This is a genomic window from Nocardiopsis sp. NPDC050513 (assembly GCF_044457925.1).
GTDB lineage: Bacteria > Actinomycetota > Actinomycetes > Streptosporangiales > Streptosporangiaceae > Nocardiopsis.
The window spans coordinates 23,261-46,018 of record NZ_JBITHK010000005.1 but is presented as its reverse complement, the minus strand read 5'-3'; the positions used below and the strand labels follow the sequence as shown (position 1 = coordinate 46,018).

General features: G+C 71.6%; 16 protein-coding genes. 8 read left to right on the top strand and 8 right to left on the bottom strand.

Annotated elements, in window-relative coordinates:
• Window positions 1–20 precede the first annotated feature (20 nt).
• The 3 genes from ACIBFB_RS10480 (at window position 21) to ACIBFB_RS10470 (ending at window position 4,773) form a co-directional block, all read left to right on the top strand.
• A complete protein-coding gene (locus ACIBFB_RS10480) occupies window positions 21–1,772 on the top strand; it encodes an ABC transporter substrate-binding protein (RefSeq protein ID WP_397228538.1) in 1,752 nt (583 codons plus the stop codon).
• 91 nt (window positions 1,773–1,863) lie between these two features.
• Window positions 1,864–2,877 (top strand): ABC transporter permease, encoded by a 1,014-nt coding sequence (locus tag ACIBFB_RS10475; protein ID WP_397228536.1) that lies wholly within the window; start codon window positions 1,864–1,866, stop codon window positions 2,875–2,877.
• Between the two features lie 42 nt (window positions 2,878–2,919).
• Window positions 2,920–4,773, top strand: coding sequence for an ABC transporter ATP-binding protein (locus ACIBFB_RS10470; protein WP_397228534.1), 1,854 nt, complete (start codon window positions 2,920–2,922; stop codon window positions 4,771–4,773).
• Between the two features lie 2,043 nt (window positions 4,774–6,816).
• Here the strand turns inward: ACIBFB_RS10470 and ACIBFB_RS10465 are convergent.
• From ACIBFB_RS10465 to ACIBFB_RS10430, 8 genes are all read right to left on the bottom strand, one after another.
• Window positions 6,817–7,449, bottom strand: coding sequence for a lactate utilization protein C (locus ACIBFB_RS10465; protein WP_397228532.1), 633 nt, complete (start codon window positions 7,447–7,449; stop codon window positions 6,817–6,819).
• Window positions 7,450–7,528: 79 nt separating this feature from the next.
• Window positions 7,529–8,995 carry a LutB/LldF family L-lactate oxidation iron-sulfur protein gene (locus ACIBFB_RS10460; RefSeq protein WP_397228530.1) on the bottom strand — a complete coding sequence of 489 codons (1,467 nt, stop codon included), beginning with the start codon at window positions 8,993–8,995 and terminating at the stop codon, window positions 7,529–7,531.
• A complete protein-coding gene (locus ACIBFB_RS10455) occupies window positions 8,992–9,741 on the bottom strand; it encodes a (Fe-S)-binding protein (protein ID WP_397228528.1) in 750 nt (249 codons plus the stop codon). The genes ACIBFB_RS10460 and ACIBFB_RS10455 overlap by 4 nt, the downstream gene beginning before the upstream one ends.
• Before the next feature lie 23 nt (window positions 9,742–9,764).
• Entirely contained in the window at window positions 9,765–11,258 is a 1,494-nt protein-coding gene (locus tag ACIBFB_RS10450; protein ID WP_397228526.1) for a rhamnulokinase family protein, read from the bottom strand.
• Window positions 11,255–13,291 (bottom strand): bifunctional aldolase/short-chain dehydrogenase, encoded by a 2,037-nt coding sequence (locus tag ACIBFB_RS10445; protein WP_397229235.1) that lies wholly within the window; start codon window positions 13,289–13,291, stop codon window positions 11,255–11,257. Before ACIBFB_RS10445 ends, ACIBFB_RS10450 begins: the two co-directional genes overlap by 4 nt.
• 44 nt (window positions 13,292–13,335) lie before the next feature.
• On the bottom strand, window positions 13,336–14,514 hold the full coding sequence (gene rhaI, locus ACIBFB_RS10440; protein ID WP_397228524.1) for an L-rhamnose isomerase: 1,179 nt from the start codon (window positions 14,512–14,514) through the stop codon (window positions 13,336–13,338).
• Between the two features lie 242 nt (window positions 14,515–14,756).
• A complete protein-coding gene (locus ACIBFB_RS10435; RefSeq protein ID WP_397228522.1) occupies window positions 14,757–16,199 on the bottom strand; it encodes an arabinose isomerase in 1,443 nt (480 codons plus the stop codon).
• 19 nt (window positions 16,200–16,218) lie between these two features.
• The gene (locus ACIBFB_RS10430) at window positions 16,219–17,268 is read right to left on the bottom strand and encodes a LacI family DNA-binding transcriptional regulator (RefSeq protein WP_397228520.1); all 1,050 of its coding nucleotides are present in this window, start codon (window positions 17,266–17,268) and stop codon (window positions 16,219–16,221) included.
• Window positions 17,269–17,588: 320 nt separating this feature from the next.
• Between ACIBFB_RS10430 and ACIBFB_RS10425 the strand changes: the two genes are divergently transcribed.
• The 5 genes from ACIBFB_RS10425 to ACIBFB_RS10405 all read left to right on the top strand — a co-directional run bounded on the left by ACIBFB_RS10425 (window position 17,589) and on the right by ACIBFB_RS10405 (window position 22,729).
• Window positions 17,589–19,112, top strand: a complete 1,524-nt coding sequence (locus ACIBFB_RS10425; protein ID WP_397228518.1) for a sugar ABC transporter ATP-binding protein — start codon at window positions 17,589–17,591, stop codon at window positions 19,110–19,112.
• Window positions 19,112–20,158 carry an ABC transporter permease gene (locus ACIBFB_RS10420; RefSeq protein ID WP_397228516.1) on the top strand — a complete coding sequence of 349 codons (1,047 nt, stop codon included), beginning with the start codon at window positions 19,112–19,114 and terminating at the stop codon, window positions 20,156–20,158. Before ACIBFB_RS10425 ends, ACIBFB_RS10420 begins: the two co-directional genes overlap by 1 nt.
• Window positions 20,142–21,245 carry an ABC transporter permease gene (locus ACIBFB_RS10415; RefSeq protein ID WP_397228514.1) on the top strand — a complete coding sequence of 368 codons (1,104 nt, stop codon included), beginning with the start codon at window positions 20,142–20,144 and terminating at the stop codon, window positions 21,243–21,245. Before ACIBFB_RS10420 ends, ACIBFB_RS10415 begins: the two co-directional genes overlap by 17 nt.
• Window positions 21,242–22,309 (top strand): rhamnose ABC transporter substrate-binding protein, encoded by a 1,068-nt coding sequence (gene rhaS, locus ACIBFB_RS10410; RefSeq protein ID WP_397228512.1) that lies wholly within the window; start codon window positions 21,242–21,244, stop codon window positions 22,307–22,309. The genes ACIBFB_RS10415 and rhaS overlap by 4 nt, the downstream gene beginning before the upstream one ends.
• Window positions 22,310–22,411: 102 nt before the next feature.
• Window positions 22,412–22,729, top strand: a complete 318-nt coding sequence (locus tag ACIBFB_RS10405) for an L-rhamnose mutarotase (protein WP_397228510.1) — start codon at window positions 22,412–22,414, stop codon at window positions 22,727–22,729.
• Window positions 22,730–22,758: the final 29 nt, after the last annotated feature.

The following is a 22,758-nucleotide window of genomic DNA, read 5'->3' as shown; positions in this document are numbered from 1 at the left end:
TTCGGTAGAGAGGTAGTTCCTTGAGGAAACGCACCCTCGGCTTCGTCGCGCTCGGCGCGGCGGCGTCCATCTTCCTGTCCGCGTGCGGCGGCGGCGACGGCTCCGGTGGCGGCGACGCCGCCGGCGCAGGCTTCAACGCCGGTGAGAGCGAGATCGTCAACCCGTCGGACGCCACGGGCGGCACCCTGCGCTACGCGATCCAGGCGGACTTCGACTCGGTCGACCCGGGCAACACGTACTACGGCTTCAGCTGGAACTTCTCGCGCTACTACGCGCGCACCCTGCTGGCCTACAACCCGGAGCCGGGCGAGAACGCCACCGACCTGGTCCCCGACATGGCCGCGGGCATGCCCGAGCCCAACGAGGACTTCACCGAGTGGACGGTGCAGATCCAGGAGGGCCTCCGCTACGAGGACGGCACCGAGATCACCGCCCAGGACATCAAGTACGGCATCATCCGCGGTGACTTCAACGGCGGCACCCTGGTCAACGGCCCGAGCTACTTTTCCCAGAAGCTCGACGCCGACGAGGACTTCAACGTCTACGAGTCCTCCGACCCGCTCGGCGAGTTCGACGCCATCGAGACCCCGGACGACCACACCCTGGTCTTCCACCTCAAGGAGAGCTTCTCCGAGTTCCCGAACATGCTGATCCTGCCGCAGACCGCTCCGGTCCCGGTGGACGCGGACACGGGTGAGCTCTACCAGCAGCGCGTCCTCTCCTCGGGCCCGTACAAGTTCGACGGGGACTACGAGCCCGGCGTCCAGCTCAACCTCGTGCGCAACGAGGAATGGGACGCCGAGAGCGACCAGATCCGCGCGGCCCTGCCGGACCGCGTCGAGGTCGAGATCGGCGTCAACCAGGACGAGATCGACGAGCGCCTGGTCAACGGCGACCTCGACGTCGACCTGTCCGGCATCGGTGTGGGTCCGGCCATGCACAGCCGTCTGGCCGGCGACGAGTCCGCCCGCCCGAACATCGACAACCTGTACTCGGGCGCCACGCGCTACGTGAACATCCACATCCCGGTGATCGAGGACGTGGCCTGCCGCCAGGCCATCATGTACGCGGCCAACCGCGACAGCATGCACCGCGCCTGGGGCGGCGACCTGGGCGGCGACATCGCCACCAACCTGATCCCGCCGCAGATCCCGGGTTCCAACCCGGAGAGCGACCTGTACCCCTCCGCGGACAACACGGGCGACCTCGACGCCGCCCGCGAGAAGCTGGAGGAGTGCGGCGAGGAGGACGGCTTCGAGACCGTCATCGCCGTTCGCGAGGGCCGCGAGAACGACGTCCAGACCGCGGAGGCCCTCCAGGAGGCCCTGACCCGCGTCGGTATCGACGTCACCATCGAGACCTACCCGGCCGGTGACTTCTACGGCCAGTACGCCGGTTCCCAGGACTTCGTCCGCGAGAACAACATCGGCCTGAGCGTCTCCGGCTGGATCCCCGACTGGCCCACCGGCTACGGCTTCGCCCAGCCGATCACCGACGGCCGCGCCATCGTCGAGTCCGGCAACTACAACATGGCCGAGCTCGACGACCCCGAGATCAACGAGCTGTGGGACCAGGCGGTCCAGACCGAGGACCCGGAGGAGCGCGCCGCGATCTACGAGCAGATCGACACGCTCGTCATGGAGCAGGCCGCCATCCTGCCCGTGGTCTTCGACCGCGCGATGTTCTACCGCTCCACCGAGCTGACCAACGTCTACTTCCAGCCCGGCTACGCCATGTACGACTTCATGGCCCTGGGTGTGGACCGCGGTTAGCCACCACCCGCCACGTTCCGAACTACCACGACAAGGCAGGTGAAGGCGGCGGGGCCCCGCGGCCCCGCGGGTGTCCCCGCCGCCGACCGCGATGCTGACCTACATTCTCCGCCGACTCGGTGCGGGCCTGTTGCTGCTCGCCATCGTCACGATGGTCACCTTCTGGATCTTCTTCGTCCTGCCCAAGTGGGCGGGCGTGACGCCGGAGGGCATGGCCGCCATGTACGTGGGCAAGGCGCCCACCCCTGAGGCCCTGGCGGCCACGGTCGAACGGCTCGGGCTGGACCAGCCGATCGCCGTCCAGTTCTACGACTTCATCCGGACGCTGCTCTTCGGCACCGAGTACACCTTCGGCCGGACGACGGTGGAGTGCGCGGCGCCGTGCCTGGGCTACTCGTTCACGACCAACACCCCGGTCCTCGGGCAGATCATCGACCGCCTTCCGGTCACGATGTCCCTGGCCGCGGGCGCGGCCGTCATGTGGGTCGTCGGCGGAGTGGCCGTGGGCGTGCTCTCGGCCGTCAAGAAGGGCAGCGTCTTCGACCGGATCGCCATGTCGCTGGCCCTGGTCGGCGTCTCGCTGCCGATCTACTTCACCGGTCTGCTCTCCCTGTCGTTCCTGGTGCACAACTGGAACCTCTTCCCGGTTCCGCGCTACGTGCCCCTGACCGAGGACCCCCTCGCCTGGTTCCAGGTGATGTTCCTGCCCTGGGTGACGCTGGCGTTCCTGCACGCCGCCCAGTACGCGCGCCAGACCCGCGCGGGCATGCTGGAGACCCTGGGCGAGGACTACATCCGCACCGCCCGGGCCAAGGGCCTGAGCGAGCGCCGGGTCATCTTCAAGCACGCGCTGCGGCCCACGCTGACGCCGATCGTCACCATCTTCGGCCTCGACCTCGGCCTGGTGCTCGGCGGCGCCATCCTGACCGAGACGACGTTCTCGCTCAACGGCATCGGCAAGTACGCGATCGACGCCATCATCGCCAAGGACCTCCCGGTGATCCTCGGCGTGACCCTGATGGGCGCGTTCTTCATCGTCGTCTGCAACCTCATCGTCGACCTGCTGTACCCCGTCGTCGACCCGCGGGTGCGGATCGCGAAGTAGTACGCCGGCGCAGTACCTGACCAACGAACGAAGGAATCTGACATGGCCTCGACCGAGCCCGTCGTCCGGGTGGACGACCTGCGGGTGGCGTTCCCGACGATGGACGGTGACGTCCACGCGGTGAACGGGTTGTCCTTCGAGGTGGCGCGTGGTGGCGCGTTGGGGATCGTGGGGGAGTCGGGCTCGGGTAAGAGCGTGACCTCGCTGGCGTTGATGGGGTTGCACCGGGGGTCGCGGGCGCGGGTCTCGGGGGCGATCCGGGTCGCGGGCCAGGACGTGGTGGCGGCTTCGGACAGGCAGTTGCGGCGGATGCGCGGCAATGACATCGCGATGGTGTTCCAGGATCCGATGCAGTCGCTGCATCCGCAGTACACGATCGGGAACCAGTTGGTGGAGGCGTACCGGGTGCACCATCCCAAGGCGTCGCGGGCGCGGGCCCGGGCGCGGGCGGTGGAGTCGTTGGAGCGGGTGGGTATCCCGGACCCGGGTCGGCGGGTCAACTCCTACCCGCACGAGTTCTCCGGCGGTATGCGCCAGCGCGTGGTGATCGCGATGGGGTTGATGTGCGATCCCAAGGTGCTGTTGGCCGACGAGCCGACCACCGCGTTGGACGTGACGGTGCAGGCGCAGGTGCTGGACCTGTTGGACGAGTTGCGTCGGGATCTGGACATGGGGTTGATCCTGGTCTCGCACGACCTGGCGGTGGTGGCCGGGTCGGTGGACGAGGTCGTGGTGATGCGCCACGGTGTGGCGGTGGAGCGGGGGGACGTGCGCACGGTGCTGTCGGCGCCGGCGCATCCTTACACGCGGGGGTTGCTGGCGGCGGTGCCGCGGGTGGAGGTCTCGCGGGCCCAGCGCCGCGCCCGGGACCGGGCCGAGCGCGCCGAGCGCGAGCGGGGAGCGGGCGCCGTCGCCGGGGCGGCGGGCGCCGGGGGTCCCGCGCCTGCCTCGTCTGCTTCTTCTGTCTCGTCTGTCGCTTCCGTTTCTTCTGAGCCTTCCACCTCGTCCGCCTCGTCCGTCTCGTCGGGGACGCCGCTGTTGCGGGTGGAGGATGTGGCGCAGTGTTTCAGGGTGCGTGGTGGTCTGTGGGGTCGGGCGTCGGATTTCTGGGCGGTCAAGGGTGTGTCCTTCGATCTGTTCCAGGGGGAGACGCTGGGGATCGTGGGGGAGTCGGGGTCGGGGAAGTCGACTCTGTCGCGGATGGTGATGCGGTTGTTGGAGCCGACCCGGGGCCGGGTGGAGTTCGAGGGCCGTGACATCACGCACATGTCCGAGCGGGAGTTGCGTCCGTTGCGGCGGGACGTGCAGATGGTGTTCCAGAACCCGTACTCCTCGCTGAATCCGCGGGTGACGGTGGGGGACGCGATCGGCACCGCGTTGCGGGTGCAGGGGGAGAAGGACACGGGGCTGATCCGGGCGCGGGTGCAGGAGCTGTTGGAGCGGGTGGGGCTCTCGCCGGATCATTACAACCGGTTCCCGCACGCGTTCTCGGGTGGTCAGCGGCAGCGGATCGCGATCGCGCGGGCGTTGATCCTCAAGCCGAAGCTGATCGTGTGCGACGAGCCGGTGTCGGCGTTGGACGTGTCGACGCAGGATCAGGTGTTGAAGTTGTTGTCGGAGTTGCAGGACGACTTCGGGTTGACGTATATCTTCGTGGCGCATGATCTGGCGGTGGTGCGGCAGGTCTCGGACCGGGTCGCGGTGATGCGTCAGGGTGAGGTCGTGGAGATGGGTGACAGCGACAGTGTGTATGAGTCGCCGTCTTCGGAGTACACGCGTCAGTTGCTCGGGGCGGCGCCGGTGCTGGACCCGGACGAGGCCCGACGCCACCGCGCCGAACGCGTCGCGCAGCGTGCCGAGCGGGTCGGCACGACCGTCACCAAGCAGTCGGCCTAGCGGGGAAGCGGGTCGCACACCGGTGCCGGTGTGCGACTCGGTCGCGCGACACCGCGTCCTCCACCGGCCCGGCGGGGCCGGTCCCGGCGTCCGACCCCCTGTGGTGGTGTGGCGGGAGGGTTCCCGGCGGATCCACTGTGGTGAGGTGGGCGGGAGGGTTTCCGGGCCGACCCCCCCCTGTGGTTGAGCATCCGCGACGGTGACCCTCGAACCCCCCTGTGGCCAGGCGCGCGGGGGACGCTCTGCCCAACCCCCCTGTAGCCGAGCAGGGCAGGGATGCTTCCCAACCCCCCTGTGGTCCTGTACCGGTCAGGCCTCCCTAACCCCCCTGTGGTTGAGCATCCGCGACGGTGACCCTCGAACCCCCTGTGGCCAGGCGCGCGGGGGACGCTCTGCCTAACCCCCCTGGGGCTGAGCAGGACAGGGATGCTTTCCCCAACCCCCCTGTGGTCCTGTACCGGTCAGGCCTCCCTAACCCCCCTGTGGTTGAGCATCCGCGACGGTGACCCTCGAACCCCCCTGTGGCCAGGCGCGCGGGGGACGCCCTGCCCAACCCCCCTGTGGCTGGACGGGACAGGAATGCTTTGCCCAACCCCCCTGTGGTCCTGTACCGGTCAGGCCTCCCCAACCCCCCTGGGGCTGAGCAGGGCAGGGATGCTTTCCCCAACCCCCCTGTAGCTGAGCGGGCAGTGAGCGTGTAGACCCCCTTTCCGGTGACGGACGTGCGGACCTGTGTGGGGCTTGGGGCGGGTGTTTCCTGGACCGTCCACCCCCCGCTCCTGGGGCCGGGGGTGTCATCACTTCGGAATCACGTTCCCACGTGGTGACCGCCGCCTGCATATCTGTGGACCGCCAGCGGTGACCATAGGTGAGGGACCTCGCCCTCCGGAACGAATTCGCTGCGCGAACACGCCCTCCGGACGAGCCACACCCCCACCGGTGACCGGGGCAGGAAAACACCACACCCAGCCCCCTATGGACCCGAGAACCGGACAACCCAACCCCCCAGTAGCTGGCCGATGAGGGACAGTGACCCTCTACCCCCCGAGGGGTTGAGCGCCCGGGAACGGTGACCCTCGAACCCCCCTGTGGCTGGGCCGGGCGGGGAGGGATTCCGGCCACCCGCCCGTCGGTGGCCGACATCGCGCGCCGATCGGCCTGACCGGCCGCCGTCCCATCTGACCCCCGGGTCACCACAAGGTCTCTCGACGGGGTCCGTGCGGCTCGGGGATTGGACGGAAACCCCGACCGCCCCGGGTCACCGAGAGCCCGCCCGGAAGCCTGTGCCGCTGGGGGTGGCCGCAAATTCTCCCGCCTCGCTCGCCCCAGGGGGTTGGGGTAGGCGCGACCGCCCCGGTTACTACTGGGGGGTTGGGTGGTCCTGTTCTCGGGTCCGTAGGGGGTTGGGTGTGGTGTTTTACTGCCCCGGTCACCGGTGGGGGTGTGGCTCGTCCGGAGGGCGTGTTCGCGCAGCGAATTCGTTCCGGAGGGCGAGGTCCCTCACCTATGGTCACCGCTGACGGTCCACAGATATGCAGGCGGCGGTCACCACGTGGGAACGTGATTCCGAAGTGATGACACCCCCGGCCCCAGGAGCGGGGGGTGGACGGTCCAGGAAACACCCGCCCCAAGCCCCACACCGGTCCGCACGTCCGTCACCGGAAAGGGGGTCTACACCCTCCCAGCCCGCCCAACCACAGGGGGGTTAGGCAAAACATCCCTGCCCCGCCCAACCACAAGGGGGTTGGGGAGGCCTGACCGGTACAGGACCACAGGGGGGTTGGGGAAAGCATCCCTGCCTTGCTCAGCCTCAGGGGGGTTGGGCAGAGCGTCCCCCGCGCGCCTGGCCACAGGGGGGTTCGAGGGTCACCGTCGCGGATGCTCAACCACAGGGGGTCGGCCCGGAAACCCTCCCGCCCACCTCACCACAGTGGATCCGCCGCCAACCCTCCCGGTACAGCACCCCAAGGGGTCGGCCTGTAAACCCTCCCGCCCACCTCACCACGGGGATCCGCCGCGAACCCTCCCGGTACGGCGTGACCGTCAGGCCGACGCCACCAGCACGACGTGCAGGGTGCGGGGGCCGTGCACGCCCTCCACCCGCTCCAGCTCGATGTCGCTGGTGGCCGACGGGCCGCTGACGAACGTGAGCGGGGCGAGCGGGTCCAGGCGGGCCAGGGCCTCGGGGACCCCGCCCACCACCTGGTCGGCGCGGACCACGCACACGCACACGTCGGGCAGCAGGGACAGCGCCCTGCGTCCGCAGACGGGCCCCGAGTCCAGGACCAGCGTCCCGGTCTCGGCGATCGCGACGGCCGTGCCGGTGACCGAGGCGCCGCACTCACCCAGACGGACGGCGGGACGGCCGTCGTCGCGGCCGGCGTCCGAGGGTGTCCACGCCTCGGGGAGTCCGGGAGCGGCCAGCACCTCGGCGCGGTCCGGTCCCAGGGACTCGGCCAGGGCGGCCTCCACCGTCGCGGCCACCGCTTCGGGCCCGCAGCGGTGCACGGTGGCCCGGTAGTCGACCAGCCGGTCCTCCAACAGGTCCAGCAGTTCGGGGTGACCGGGCGCGCGACCGTCGCGCCGCCGGTAGTCGCGCGGCACCTCCGACCCGCTCGCCGCGGCCGCGCCGTTGGCCGCGCGGATGCGCGCCAGGATCTCCTCGCGTGCGCTCACCGGTGGAAACTCCTCGTCTGTTCGGTGCCCACGGCCGCGGGAACGCTCTCCCGCGGGCCGGGTCGGGGACGGTGACGCCTCATGCCCGGTCACCGTGGTCGCGGGCCCAGCGCTCGGTGAACGTCTCACCCGGCGGGGTGGGCAGGTCGCGGGTGCGGGTCCACCTCGACAGCGGTGGGGGCATCGCGGCGGGCAGGGTGGCGCGGCCGCGGGCGAGCAGGCGTCCCAGCCGGGTCAGCCGCTGGGCCGACCGCCACAGGCGGGGGCGCGCCATGATCCGGGCGACCGCTCCGAAGGCGGCCTTCTCCGGTGTCGGGCCCCGGTGGGACTCGACCTGCCGACCGCGCAGGTCCACCAGGATCGAGGGGATGTCGATGGCCACCGGGCAGACCTCGTAGCACGCCCCGCACAGTGTGGACGCGTACGGCAGCGACGGGTTGGCCTCCACCCCGGTCAACTGCGGGGACAGCACCGCGCCGATCGGTCCCGGGTAGACCGACCCGTAGGCGTGTCCGCCCGTGCGCTCGTAGACCGGGCACACGTTCAGGCACGCGGAACACCGGATGCAGTGCAGCGCCTGGCGGCCGGTCGGGTCGGCGAGCGCGGCGGTGCGGCCGTTGTCGAGCAGCACCAGGTGGAACTCGCGCGGCCCGTCGCCGGGGGTCACGCCGGTCCACGTCGAGGTGTAGGGGTTCATCCGCTCACCGGTGGACGAGCGCGGCAGGGTCTGGAGGAACACCTCCAGGTCACGCCAGGTGGGGACGGTCTTCTCGATCCCCATGACGGTGATCAGCGTGTCCGGCAGGGTCAGGCACATCCGGCCGTTGCCCTCGCTCTCCACCACCGCCAGGGTTCCGGTCTCGGCCACCGCGAAGTTGGCGCCGCTGATCGCCACCTTCGCCCGCAGGAAGCGTTCCCGCAGGTAGGCGCGCGCGGCCATGGCGAGCCGCCGGGGGTCGTCCGTCAGGTCGGGGTCGACGCCCGGCATCGTCTCCAGGAAGATCCGCCGGATCTCGGCGCGGTTGCGGTGGATGGCGGGGACGAGGATGTGCGAGGGCCGGTCGTCTCCGAGCTGGACGATCAGTTCGGCGAGGTCGGTCTCCCAGGCGGTGATCCCCTCCCGTTCCAGCGCCTCGTTGAGGCCGATCTCCTGGGTGGCCATCGACTTGACCTTGACCACCTCCTCGGCTCCGGTGGCGCGTACCAGGTCGGTGACGATCCGGTTGGCCTCGTCGGCGTCGCGGGCCCAGTGCACGGTGCCGCCGCGTGCGGTGACCCGCCGCTCCAGTTCGACCAGATGGTGGTCGAGGCGGGCCATGGTGGCGTCCTTGACCGCGCGTCCCGACTCCCGCAGCTGTTCCCAGTCGGGCAGCTCGCCCACGGCGGAGGCCCGTTTAGCGCGGATGGTGCCGGTCGCGCGGGCCAGGTTGGCGCGCATCTGGTGGTCGGCGAGGTGGCGGGCGGCCGCACGCGGGAACGGTTCGTCGCCCCCCAGGTTGCCGCTGCCGTGGGAAACGCCGGGCATGCCCAGGAAGGTGGGGCTCATGAGACGGCCTCCTCCGTGTCGTCGGTGGCCGCGAGGATCTCGGCCAGGTGGACGGTGCCGGTGGCCGCGCGCAGCCGCGACAACCCGCCGCCGATGTGCATGAGGCAGGAGGCGTCGCCCGCGGTGCAGACCTCGGCCCGGGTGGACACGATCGAGGAGATCTTGTCGGAGAGCATGGCGGCGGAGGTGTCGGCGTTCTTCAGGGCGAACGTGCCGCCGAAACCGCAGCACTGGTCGGCCCCGGGCAGCTCCACCAGTTCCAGGCCGCGCACGGCGCGCAGCAGCCGCAGCTGCCGGTCGCCGAGGCCCAGCACGCGCGCGCCGTGGCAGGCGGGATGGTAGGTGACGCGGTGCGGGTAGCTGGCGCCGACGTCCTCCACACCCAGCACGTCCACCAGGAACTGGGAGAGCTCGTAGGTGCGCGAGGCCAGCTCCTCGGCGGCCCTGGCCAGCCCCTCGTCACCGGCCCGGCGGGCCACCATCGCCTGCTGGTGGCGGATGGAGGCCACGCACGACCCCGAGGGGGCCACCACCACGTCCGCGCCCTCGAAGGCCCGGACGTGGTTGGCGACCACGCGCACGGCCTGGCCGCGGTAGCCGGAGTTGACGTGCATCTGCCCGCAGCAGCTCTGCCCGGCGGGAACGGTGACGCCGTGGCCGAGCCGTTCCAGGAGGCGGGCGGTGGCCCAGGCCGCACGCGGCGCCATGGTGTCCACCACACAGGTGGCGAAGAGCGACACACGCATGCGGGTACCCCTTCCGTCGGCCGTCATCCGACCGCTCCGCCGATCCGGGCCTGGGCGTCCTCCCAGGGACGCTGGCTCCCGGTCGGCTCGTAACGGCGCACCCCGGCGGAGTCGGCCACGATCCGGCGCAGCCGCGCCAGGTCGCCCTCGACCGCGCCGACCGCGCGCGCCTGGACCAGCAGGTTACCGATCGCGGTGGCCTCGGTCGGTCCGGCGACCACCGGCAGCCCGATCGCGTCGGCGGCCCGCTGGCACAGCAGCGTGTTGTGCGCCCCGCCGCCGACCAGGTGCACCGTGTCGACGCGGCGACCGGTCAGATCGGCGGCGCGGTGCACCGAACGCCGGTAGGCCAGGGCGAGGGAGTCGATGACGCACCGCGCCGTCTCCGCGTCGTCGGCGGGCGGCCTCTGCCCGGTGTCGCGGGCGTAGGCGTCGATGCGCGCGGGCATGTCGCCGGGCGGGAGGAAGCGTGCGTCGTCGACGTCCACCACACAGGCCAGCTCCGGAGCACGGGCGGCCCGGGCGAGCAGGTCGTCCAGCCGCACCTCCCGCCCCCGCCGGCTCCAGGTGCGCACCGACTCCTGGAGCAGCCACAGGCCCATCACGTTGCGCAGGTAGCGGACGGTCCCGTCCACGCCCAACTCGTTGGTGAAGTTGTCGGCCCGCCCCGCCTCCGACACCAGCGGGGCGTCCAGTTCCATGCCCACCAGGGACCAGGTGCCGCAGGAGACGTAGGCGAAGTCCGGCCCGGTGGCGGGGACGGCGGCCACCGCCGAGGCGGTGTCGTGGGAGCCGACCGCCACCAGCGGCGTTCCGGCGGCGGCGCCGAGGTCCTCGCCGGCGCGCACCGGGGCCACCACGGTCCCCGGTTCGACGACCTCGGGGAGCAGACCGGCGGCGTCGACCCCGAACGCCCCGGCGAGGACGTCGAGGACGCGCGGCGACCAGTCGCGGTCGCGGACGTCGAGCAGCCCCGTGGTGGAGGCGTTGGTCAGTTCGGCGACCTGCGCGCCGGTCAGCCAGTGGCCGAGCAGGTCGGGGATCAGCAGCAGGCGGCGGGCGGCGGCCGTCCGGGCTTCGGAGGCCGCCGCGGCGAGCTGGAACACCGTGTTGAACGGCTGCACCTGCAGGCCGGTCACCCGGTACAGCTCGGCGGAGGGCAGGTGCGCGAACACCCGGTCGGACGCTCCGTCGGTGCGCGCGTCCCGGTAGTGGACGGGGTTGCCGAGCAGGGAGCCGTCGGCGTCCAGCAGACCGTAGTCCACGGCCCAGGAGTCGATGCCCGCCGACGCCAGCGGACCGAACCGGTCGGCGGCGGCGCGCAGTCCGGCGGTGGCGTTGGCGTACAGGGCGAGCACGTCCCAGTGCAGGGTTCCGCCTCCCGGGCCGGGCAGGTGGACGGGCCCGTTGGCGAAGCGGGCCACCTCCTCGGTGCGCAGTCGCCCGCCGTCGACGCGCCCGGCCAGGACGCGCCCGCTGGAGGCCCCCAGGTCGACGGCGGCGTGGACGGTGCTCATCGCAGGAAGGCGGCGGCGACGCCGGAGTCGACGGGCACGTGCAGACCGGTGGTGTGGGACAGCTCCCCGCAGGTGAGCGCGTACACCGCGTTGGCCACGTGTTCGGGCAGGACCTCGCGCCCCAACAGGGTGCGCTTGGCGTAGAACGCGCCGAGGTCCTCCTCGGACACCCCGTAGACCTTGGCGCGTTGGGCGCCCCACCCTCCGGCGAAGATCCCCGAGCCGCGCACCACCCCGTCGGGGTTGACCCCGTTGACGCGGATCCCGTGCTCGCCCAGTTCGGCGGCGAGCAGCCGCACCTGGTGGGCCTGGTCGGCCTTGGCGGCGGAGTAGGCGACGTTGTTGGGACCGGCGAAGACCGCGTTCTTGGAGGCGATGTAGACGATGTCGCCGCCCATGCCCTGCTCGGTCATCACCCGGGCGGCCTCGCGGGAGACGAGGAAGGAGCCCTTGGCCATGACGTCGTGCTGCAGGTCCCAGTCCCGCTCGGTGGTCTCCAGCAGCGGCTTGGAGACGGACAGTCCGGCGTTGTTGACCACCAGGTCCACTCCGCCGAAGGCCAGCGCGGCGGCGTCGAAGGCGGCGGCGACCGCGGCGGCGTCGCTGACGTCGCACGCCACGCCCACGGCCGTGTCCGCGGAGCCGAGTTCGGCGGCGGTCTCGGCCGCCCTGTCGGCGTCCAGGTCGGCGACCACCACGCACGCGCCCTCGGCGGCCAGGCGTCGGGCGATGGCCCTGCCGATGCCGCTCGCCGCGCCGGTCACCAGCGCCACCCGGGCGGCCAGCGGCCTGGGAGCGGGCAGGCGGGCGAGCTTGGCCTCCTCCAGGGCCCAGTACTCGATGCGGAACTTCTCCGACTCCTCGATGGGCCGGTAGGAGGACAGCGCCTCGGCGCCCCGCATGACGTTGATCGCGTTGACGTAGAACTCGCCCGCCACGCGCGCGGTCCGGGCGTCCTTGCCGAAGGAGAACATGCCCACGCCCGGGACGAGGACGATCGCCGGGTCGGCGCCCCGCATGGCGGGGCTGTCGGCGTCGGCGTGGCGCTCGTAGTAGGCGCGGTACTCGGCCCGGTACTCCCGGTGGAGTTCGCGCAGTCGGGCCGCGGCGTCCTCGATCGGTGCGTCGGCGGGCAGGTCCAGCACCATGGGCCGGACCTTGGTGCGCAGGAAGTGGTCGGGGCAGGAGGTGCCCAGGGCGGCCAGCCGGGGGTGCTCGGCGCGGGCGAGGAAGTCCAGCACCTCCTCGCTGTCGGTGAAGTGGCCGACCTGCGGGTGGTCGGTGGAGGCCAGGCCGCGCACGAGGGGGGCGAGTTCGGCGGCGCGGGCCCGGCGCGGCCCGGGCTCCAGCGGTTCGCGGCCCTTCACGACCGGGCCGAACGGTTCGGGGCGGCCCCGGTCGGCGATGAAGCGTTCGGCGGTGCGGATGATCTCCAGCGAGTTGGCCTGGCACTCGGCGCTGGTGGCGCCCCAGGCGGTGATCCCGTGTCCGCCGAGCACGACGCCGATGGCGTCCGGGTTCTCCTGCGCGATGCGGGCGATGTCCAACCCGAGCTGGAAGCCGGGACGGCGCCAGGGGACCCACAGGACGCGGTCGCCGAAGCAGGCGCGGGTGAGCTCCTCGCCGTCGGCGGCGGTGGCCAGCGCGATCCCCGAGTCGGGGTGCAGGTGGTCGACGTGGGCGGCGCGGACCAGCCCGTGCATCGCGGTGTCGATGGAGGGCGCGGCCCCGTCCCCGCCGAACCGGCAGTGGTCGAAGGCGGCGACCATCTCGTCCTCGCGCTCCTCGCCGGGGTAGACGTCGACGAGCGCGCGGAGCCGGTCCAGCCGCAGGACGGCCAGCCCTTCCTCGGTGAGGGTGCCCAGGTCGCCGCCGGAGCCCTTCACCCAGAGCAGCTCGACGGGCTCTCCCGTGACGGGGTCGGTCCGGGTCCCGGTGGCGGAGGTGTTGCCGCCCGCGTAGTTGGTGTTGCGCGGGTCGGATCCCAGCGTGTTGCTGCGGGTCAGCAGGTCGACGATGGTGGAGTCGGTCATGGCGGATCCCTGGTCGTTGGTGGCGTCGGCGGTCGGCTCGGTGCTCACGCGCCCCACCCCGCCTGGGTTCCGCCCACGCGCTCGGCGGCGACCTTCTCCAGGTAGCCGGAGCGGGCGTGCGCGGCCATCGGGTCGGGGTCCAGGCCCATGACCTCGCGCAGGCCGGCGAGCAGGGGGCGCACGTCGGTGTTGAAGGCGTCCATGAGCGCGGCGTTGGCGGCGAGCACGTCGCCGTCGCGCTGGGCCGCGGCGAGTTCGTCGCCGTCCACGAGCAGGGCCTTGGCGGTGGCCTCCTGCACGTTCATCACCGAGCGGATCTGCCCGGCGATCTTCGGCTCGATGTTGTGGCACTGGTCGAGCATGAAGGCGACCCCGGCGCCGGCGTCCAGGCCGCCGCCGCGCACCACCTCGTACATGATCCGGAAGAGCTGGAAGGGGTCGGCGGCGCCGACCATGAGGTCGTCGTCGGCGTAGAAGCGGGAGTTGAAGTCGAAGGCGCCGAGCTTTCCGGCGCGCAGCAGGACGGAGACGATGAACTCGATGTTGGTGTGGGCGGCGTGGTGGCCGGTGTCCACGCACACCACGGCCCGCTCGCCCAGCTCCAGGCAGTGGGCGTAGGCGGTGCCCCAGTCGGGGACGTCGGTGGCGTAGAAGGCGGGCTCGAAGAGCTTGTACTCCAGCAGCATGCGCTGGTCGGGGCCGAGCCGGTCGTAGACCTCGGAGAGGGCCTCGGCGAGGCGGTCCTGGCGGGCGCGCAGGTCGTCCTGGCCGGGGTAGTTGGTGCCGTCGGCGAACCACAGCTTCAGGTCCCGGGAGCCGGTCGCGTCCATGACGTCGACGCACTCCAGGAGGTGGTCGATCGCCTTGCGCCGCACCGCGGGGTCGGGGTTGGCCACGCTGCCCAGGCGGTAGTCGTCGTCCTGGAAGACGTTGGCGTTGATCGCGCCGATGCCCACCCCGAGGTCGCGGGCGTGCTCGCTGAGGGCCGCGTAGTCGTCGACCCGGTCCCAGGGGATGTGCAGGGCGACGGTGGGAGCCACGCCGGTCAGGCGGTGGACGTGGGCGGCGTCGGCGATCTTCTCCCACGGGTCCCGCGGCACGCCGGGCTGCGCGAACACCTTGAACCGTGTGCCGGAGTTCCCGAACGCCCACGAGGGGAGTTCGATGTGCTGGCGCCTCAGGGTGTCGAGGACACCGGCGCGGACGTTGGGGAGAGCTGACACGGGACGTCTCCGTTCGAGGTGCGGGCAACCGTCTTACGAGGGGAGTTAAATCGTTTTTACGAACCAGCGCTGAAGGTATCCCCAGAGAGACTGGGTTGTCAAGATCACTCTGGCGCACGTGGGAGGTCAGTCCTGCATGAGACGGTAGAACGTTTCACAAGGCATGAAGGAGGCCCGCGCGCCGGACACCGTCATGGCCGGCGGCGCCGGTCCGGCCCCGCCGCCGCGGGGCCGGAGGGGGATCAGACCGTCAGATGGACGTGCTCCAGCCCCATGAGGTCGGCCACGGCGCGCACGTCCGCGGCGCGGTGCCCGGTGCCCAACGCCCAGTGGTGGGCGATGCCGGTGGCGCTCCAGGCGTCCACCCACTCGCCGGGGTCGCAGCCGAAGTCCACGCGCGAGGTCGTGTTGCCGATCCGCAGCAGCGGGCCCTCACCGGTGCGCCCCTCGGCGGTCAGCAGGGCGAACGACCCGTCGCGGCGCTGGATCACCCCGAACAGGGTGACCGGGCCGTGCCTGACGTCGAACTCCACCGACACGCCCCAGCCGCGCTTGCCGTGGTAGACGCCCAGGCCCCGCAGCAGCGGCCTGCGCGCGCTGATCGCCAGGTGCGCCGGGCCGTCGTGGCCCATCTCCACGTGTCCGCGGGTGAAGTCCAGGGCCTGGAGTTCGGTGAAGGACCCGCCCCCGCCCAACCGGTCCATCATCAGCATCGCCATGCACGTGCGCAGCTCGAACTCGCCCACGGCCGGAACGCCCCGGGCGGTCAGCAGCGAGGCGCCCAGGATCATCCCGGCGCCGAGCCGCTCGTGCAGCTCGCCAGCCAGACCCCGGTGGTAGTAGGACAGGCTGTCCAGGGAGAAGTCGTCCACGAGGCGGTCGAGCCCGACCGCCACCTGGGCGCCCCAGCGGAAGTCCTCGGCCACCACGGAGTCGGTCACCTCGAACACCTCCCGGGCCTCGGCCAGCTTGGCCTCCACCGAGGACTCCTCGGGGCCGGGCACCCGCTCGCGCAGGTCGTCGAACTCCACCACCTCGACGTGGCCGCCGAAGTTACGGGCGATGAGCGTGGGGTCGGTGGCCACGTCCATCATCCCCGGGTACACGTGCCCCATGAGTCCGTGCCGGGCGCCGCCCATGGTCGCCCGCACGCCCGCCGCGCGGATCCAGCGGCCGATCCGCTCCCAGGCGCGTTCGTCCTCCAGGTAGCCCGACACCGAACGGAACTCCACGCCCAGGCGCTCGAACAGATTGGCCATCTCCGGGAGGGGGCAGGCGCCGCAGTAGGCCAGCCACTGCCCGGTGTCGAAGGCGGCGTGGTCCATGGACTCGGTCGGCTGCAGGTTGACGAACAGCACCGGCGCGTGGCCGCGCTGGGCGATCGGCGCGATCATCGACGACGTCAGGTAGGTGGTCAGGAAGCAGACGATGAGGTCGCAGTCGGCGGCGCGCAGGCGCTCGGCGGCGACCGCGCCCTCCTCGGCGTCACTGACGAAGCCGACGTCGACGACGTCCGCGTCGAACCCGCGCATCCGCTCGGCCACGCGCGCGGCGGAGCGGCGCAGCTGCGGCAGCAGGTCGGGGAACTGGGGCCAGTACGTGCCCAGTCCGCCCGCCACCAGGCCCACGGTGGGCTGGTTCCGGCGGGTGCGGGCTCCGGTGGCGGAGTCGGTCGTGGCGGTCATGCTGGGCACTCCTCAGGTATCAGGTCCGGCGCGCCGCGGTGGACCCCCGGACCACGAGTTCGGGGGTGAACCACACGCGCTCGTGCCGGTGGTCGGGGTCGTCCAGCTCCGAGTGGAGCAGCCGCATGGCGGAACGGCCGAGCTCGTACTTGGGCTGGGCGACGGAGGTGAGGCCGGGGTGGACGAGGTCGGCGAAGCCGACGTTGTCGTAGCCCACGACCGAGATGTCCTCGGGCACGCGGACACCGCGCTGGCCCAGGCCCTTCATCAGGCCCAGCGCCAACTGGTCGTTGGCGCAGAAGACGGCCTGGGGGCGCTGGCGGGGGCCGCCGGCCAGGACCGTGTCGACGGCGCGCTCGCCCTGGGCCGCGTTGAGCAGGGGCTGCTCGACCACCCGGACGGTGCTCCCGGGGTCGAGGTCGGCCTCGGCGCAGGCGTCGAGCAGGCCCCGGTGGCGCTGGCGCACCTGTTCGATCGCGAAGGGGCCGGTCAGGAACGTGATGCTCTCGTGCCCGAGCCCGATGAGGTGGCGTCCGGCGGCCAGTCCGCCGGCGTGGTTGTCGACGCTGACGCTGCACCCCACCTCCGCGGCCACGTCGCCCCGGTCCAGGGCCACCCACGGCGTGCCCTGGCGGCTCAGCCACACCAGGTCGGACAGGTCGTCGTCCACCGGCATGACCACGGCCCCCGCCGCGCGCTGCTCGGCGAGCAGGCGCAGGTTGCGCCGCTGGCGGTCCTGCTGCTCCGCGGAGTTGAGCAGGACCACGGCCAGACCGGACTCGGCGGCCTCGTCCTCGACCCCGCGCGCGACCTCGGTGAAGAAGGGGTTGGTGACGTCCAGGACCAGGAGTCCCACCGATCCGCTGCGGCCCGAGCGCAGGCTGCTGCCGGAGGAGTTGCGCACGTAGTCGAGTTCGGCGATGGCCGCCTCGACCTTGCGCCGGGTCGCCTCGGCGACGCGCTCGGGACGGTTGAGGACGTTGGACACGGTACCGGGGGAGACCCCGGCGTGCCGGGCGACCTCGGTGATGCCCACCGTGCGGCGACTGACGCGTGGACTGGGGCTCAAGGACACTCCCGGGCAGGCTCGAATGATCGGTCGTAGGGCGACGCGCAGGATACCGACACGTCCCCCGGATCCGGCCCTCATGCTCACACCCCGATTGAAACGTGTCAATAACAGTCCGGAAAACGACGACGGCGGAGAGGGGTGAGGTGAGCTTGCGCGTAGGGTGGTCTTGCGTCGTTACCAGGGTGAGACCTGGGATTTCTTGGATCTCCCCCTTGACGTGGTGGTGTGTCCCACTTAACATCCACTTCATATTAAAACGTTTTTGCGCGGTTCTCCTGGTTCCTCAGGAGACCGGCACACGAAGAAGGAGGGCGCACGTGGCGGACGACCGATCACCGGTGCCTCCACCCCTCGCACTGGTCGACGTCACCAAGTCCTTCGGTAGCGTCCAGGCTCTGCGAGGACTGTCCCTGCACCTGCGCGCCGGGGAGATCCACGCCCTGGTGGGAGAGAACGGTGCGGGCAAATCCACCCTGGTCAAGACGATGGCCGGAGTCCACCGGCCCGACGGCGGACAGGTCCTGGTCGACGGGGCGCCGACCGGGTTCGCCTCGCCCGCCGACGCCCAGCGCGCCGGAGTCGCGGTCATCTACCAGGAACCGACACTCTTCCCCGACCTGTCGGTGGCCGAGAACATCTTCGTCGGCCGCCAGCCCCGCACCCGGCTGGGCATCATCGACCACGCCGCGATGCGGCGCGCCACCCGGGAGGTCTTCGGCCGACTCGGCGTGGACATCGACCCGGACCGTCCCGCGCGCGGACTGTCCATCGCCGACCAGCAGCTGGTCGAGATCGCCAAGGCCATCACCCGCGACGCCCGCGTCCTGGTCATGGACGAGCCCACCGCCGCCCTGTCGGGGGTCGAGGCGGAACGGCTGTTCACCGTCGCCCGCGCGCTGCGCGACGGGGGCGCCGCCCTCCTGTTCATCTCCCACCGCTTCGACGAGGTGTTCGGCCTGTGCGACCGCATCACCGTCGTCCGCGACGGCGCCTTCGTCTCCTGCGACCCCACCGGTGACCTGGACGTGGACACCGTCGTGCGACGCATGGTCGGCCGCGACGTGACGAGCCTGTACCCGAAGGAGGACGCCGGGCTCGGCGACACCGTCCTGGAGGTCGAGGGCCTGACCCGGCGGGGTGTCTTCGCCGACGTCTCCTTCTCGGTGCGCGCGGGCGAGATCGTCGCCCTGGCCGGACTCGTGGGGGCCGGACGCAGCGAGGTCGTACGCGCCGTGTTCGGCGTCGACCGCTACGACGCGGGCGCCGTCCGCGTCCGGGGCGAGGACCTGTCCCCGGGCCGGCCCCGCGCCGCCATGGCCGCCGGGATGGCACTGGTCCCCGAGGACCGCCGCCAGCAGGGCCTGGTCATGGAGTCCTCCATCGAGCGCAACGCCACCGCCACCCGGCGCTGGCCGCTCAGCCGCTTCGGGCTGCTCAGCCCGCGGGCCGAGCGCGCCAGCGCACGCGCGTGGGGGGCCAGACTCCAGCTCAAGGCCGGCGCCCTCACCGACGCCGTCTCCACCCTCTCCGGCGGCAACCAGCAGAAGGTCGTCCTGGCCAAGTGGCTTTCGACCGAACCGCGCGTGCTGTTCGTCGACGAGCCCACCCGTGGCATCGACGTGGGCACCAAGGCCGAGGTCCACCGCCTGCTGTCCACCCTGGCAGGTCAGGGCCTGGCCATTGTCATGGTCTCCAGCGAACTGCCCGAGGTCCTGGGCATGGCCGACCGGGTCCTGGTCATGCACGAGGGCCGTATCACCGCCGAACTCGACCGCGACCAGGCCGACGAGGAGTCGGTCATGTACGCGGCCACCGGACAGCGACCGAGCGAGGCCGCCTGATGAACTCACCCGCCACCGCGCCCGCCGACGCCGGGTCGACGGCTCCGCCCGCCCCCAGGGGCCCGGTCCGGCGCCGGCGCCAGGTCCGCGAACTCGGCGTCCTTCTGGCCGTCGTCCTGCTGATCGGCGCCACCTGGCTGCACAACCCCGGCTTCCTCTCCAGCCAGGGCGTACGCGACCTGTTCCTGGGCGCCACCGTCCTGTCCGTCCTGGCCGTCGGCCAGGCTCTGGTCCTGGTCACCAAGAACGTCGACCTCTCGGTCGGCTCCGTCATGGGGCTGGCGGCCTTCGGCACCGGGACCCTCTTCGTCGCGTTCCCGGGGCTGCCCGTTTCTGTCGTCATGGTCGCGGGCGTGCTCATCGGCCTGGTGTGCGGCCTGGCCAACGGCCTGCTCGTCACCGCGGTCCAGGTTCCGGCGCTGGTCGTCACCCTGGGCACCCTGTACGCCTACCGCGGCCTCAACCACTGGTGGGCGGCGGGCGGCCAGGTCAACGCGCACGACATGCCCGAGTCCTTCCTGGCCCTGGGCCGGATCAGCGTCGTGGGCGTGCCCCTGCCCGCGGCGATCGCCGTCGCCGTGGTCGTCGCGGTCGGGTTCTACCTGGCCAGCTACCGCTCCGGACGCGAGCTCTACGCGATCGGCTCCAACGCCGACGCCGCGCGCCTGTCCGGCATCCCCGCCGGACGCCGCGTCATCGTCGCCTTCGCCGCCAACGGCGCCCTGGCCGGACTCGCCGGAGTCCTGTTCGCCGCCCGCTACGGCACCGTCGACTCCACCGTCGGCACCGGCATGGAACTCCAGGTCGTGGCCGCCGCCGTCGTCGGAGGCGTCGCCATCGCCGGGGGAGTGGGCACCGTCTACGGGGCCGCCCTGGGCGCGGTCCTGCTCACCACCATCACCGCCGCCCTGCCCATCTGGCAGATCAACCAGTTCTGGCAGCAGGCCGTGGTGGGCGCGCTCATCCTGGCCGCGATCGGCCTGGACCGCCTGCTGGCGCTGCGCACGGCCCGCAAGCTTCGAGGAGGAGGTGCCCGTGGCGCCTGAACGCGTCATCACCACCCCGGCGGCGAACGCCCCGGCGACCGGCCCCGACCGGCCCGGAACCGCACGGCGGATCGCGTCGCTGCTGTCCCTGCGCGAGTCACCGGTCGTCGCCGTGCTCATCGTGACGCTGCTCGGCGCGTCCCTGTTCGTGGACATGTTCGCGACCGGGCGCAACATCAGCTTCCTGCTGCTGAGCATCGCCGCCATCGCCCTGATGGCCCTGCCGATGACCCTGATCGTCATCACCGGCGAGATCGACCTCTCGGTGGCGAGCACCCTCGCCCTGACCAGCGCCACCCTGGGCGTCCTCTGGGAGGCCGGAGTACCCATCGAGACCGCGCTGTGGATCTGCCTGGCGGTGGGTGCCGGACTGGGCGCCGTCAACGGAGTCCTGGTCACCGTCCTGGGACTGCCGTCCCTGGCCGTCACCATCGGCACCATGGCCCTGTACCGGGGCCTGGCCTACGTCCTCCTCGGCGACCGGGCGGTCGCCAGCTACCCGCGGAGCTGGGTCAGCGGAGCACGCGACCCCTTCCTGGGCATCGAGGGGCTGCCGTGGATCGCCGTGGCCGTGCTGCTCCTGGCCCTGCTGTTCGCGGTCCTGCTGCACGCCACGTCCGTCGGCCGCTCCCTGTTCGACATCGGCAACAACGACGAGGCCGCCCGCTTCTCCGGAACCCCCGTCAGGTGGACCAAGTTCTGGCTGTTCACCCTCAGCGGCGCGGTCGCCGCCGGCGCCGGTGTGTTCTGGACCCTGCAGTACGGCACCTCGCGCGCCGACACCGCCTTCGGCCTGGAACTCCAGGTCGTGGCCGCCGTCCTGCTGGGCGGCGTGTCCATCTTCGGAGGCGTCGGCTCGATCCTGGGCGTCATGAGCGGCGTGCTGCTGCTCGGCACCGTCCGCAACGCCCTCCAGCTCTTCGGTCTGACCAGCGAGGTGCTCCAGATCGTCACCGGTCTGATCCTCATCGCCTCGGTGGTCGCACCGAACCTCGTGGCCCGCGTCCGTTCCAGACGCGCACCCGTCCCCGTCCCCGTCCCCGCCACCGGCTCCGCCGACCGTCCACGTATCGGAGAACAGTCATGACCGATCCCCTGCGCCCCCGCCACCTGGCCCTGGCCGCCGCGGCCGCCGCCGTCCTGATGACCGCCGCCTGCGGCGGAACCACCATCGACGACGCCGAGGAGACCGACACCACCGGGCCGACCGGCACCGCCGACCCCGACGCGGAGATCCCCGAGGGCCTGAAGATCGACTTCCTGCCCAAGCAGCTGAACAACCCCTACTCCGACATCGTCAACGCCGGCGGGGCCCAGGCCGTGGAGGAGCTGGCCGGCGAGTACACCGAGCGCGGCGGCACCGAGCCCACCGCCGACTCCCAGGTCGAGTACATCAACGCCGCCAGCCAGGCGGGCAGCGACGTCATCGTCATCGCCGCCAACGACCCCGACGCGGTCTGCCCGGCGCTGAACGAGGCCCGCGACAACGGCGCGGCCATCGTCGGCTACGACTCCGACGCCAACTGCACCGACGTGTTCGTCAACCAGTCCTCCGACGAGCTCATCGGCCGTGCGCTGGTCGAGATGATCTCCGAGCAGATCGGCGGCGAGGGCACCTTCGCCATCCTGTCGGCCACCCCCAACGCCACCAACCAGAACACCTGGATCGCGGCGATGGAGGAGATCCTGCAGGAGGACGAGTACGCCGGCCTGGAGCTGGTCGACACCGTCTACGGCAACGACGACGACCTGCAGTCCTTCCAGGAGATGCAGGGCCTGATGCAGTCCTACCCGGACCTGGACGGCGTCGTGTCGCCGACCACCGTCGGCATCGCGGCGGCGGCCCGCTACATCAGCGACTCCGAGTACAAGGGCGAGGTCGCCATCACCGGACTGGGCACGCCCAACCAGATGCGCGAGTTCGTCCACGACGGCACCGTAGAGGAGTTCGCCCTGTGGAACCCGCACGAGCTGGGCTACCTGGCGGGCCACACCGGCGCCGCGCTGAGGGCGGGACGGATCACCGGGGCCGAGGGCGAGACCTTCACCGCCGGTGAACTCGGCGAGTACACCATCGGCGAGGGCGGCGAGATCGTGCTCGGCCCGCCGACGGTCTTCAACGAGGACAACGTCGACGACTTCGACTTCTAGGACCGCCCGCCGCCCACCCCGCCCGAGGGCCGCCTCGGGCGGGGCCGGGCCGGAACCCCGCTCTCCGGCCCGCCCCCTCGACCGTCATGGAAAGGAGCGCCGTTGCAGCGCGTCTGCTTCGTCCTCAAGGTCCGCCGGGAACGGCTGGAGGAGTACAAGGAACGGCACGCCGCCGTGTGGCCGGAGATGCGCGACGCGCTCAGCGCCACCGGCTGGCGCAACTACTCGCTCTTCTGCACCGACGAGGGCATGGTCGTCGGCTACCTGGAGACCGAGGACTTCGAGGCGGCCCGCGCCGCCATGGCCCGCACCGACGTCAACGACCGCTGGCAGGCCGAGATGGCGCCGTTCTTCGAGGACCTGCCCGGCCGTCCCGACGAGGGCATGCTCCCGCTCACCGAGATCTTCCACCTTCCCTGACCCCCGAACCCCCAGCGGAAAGGTCCCCG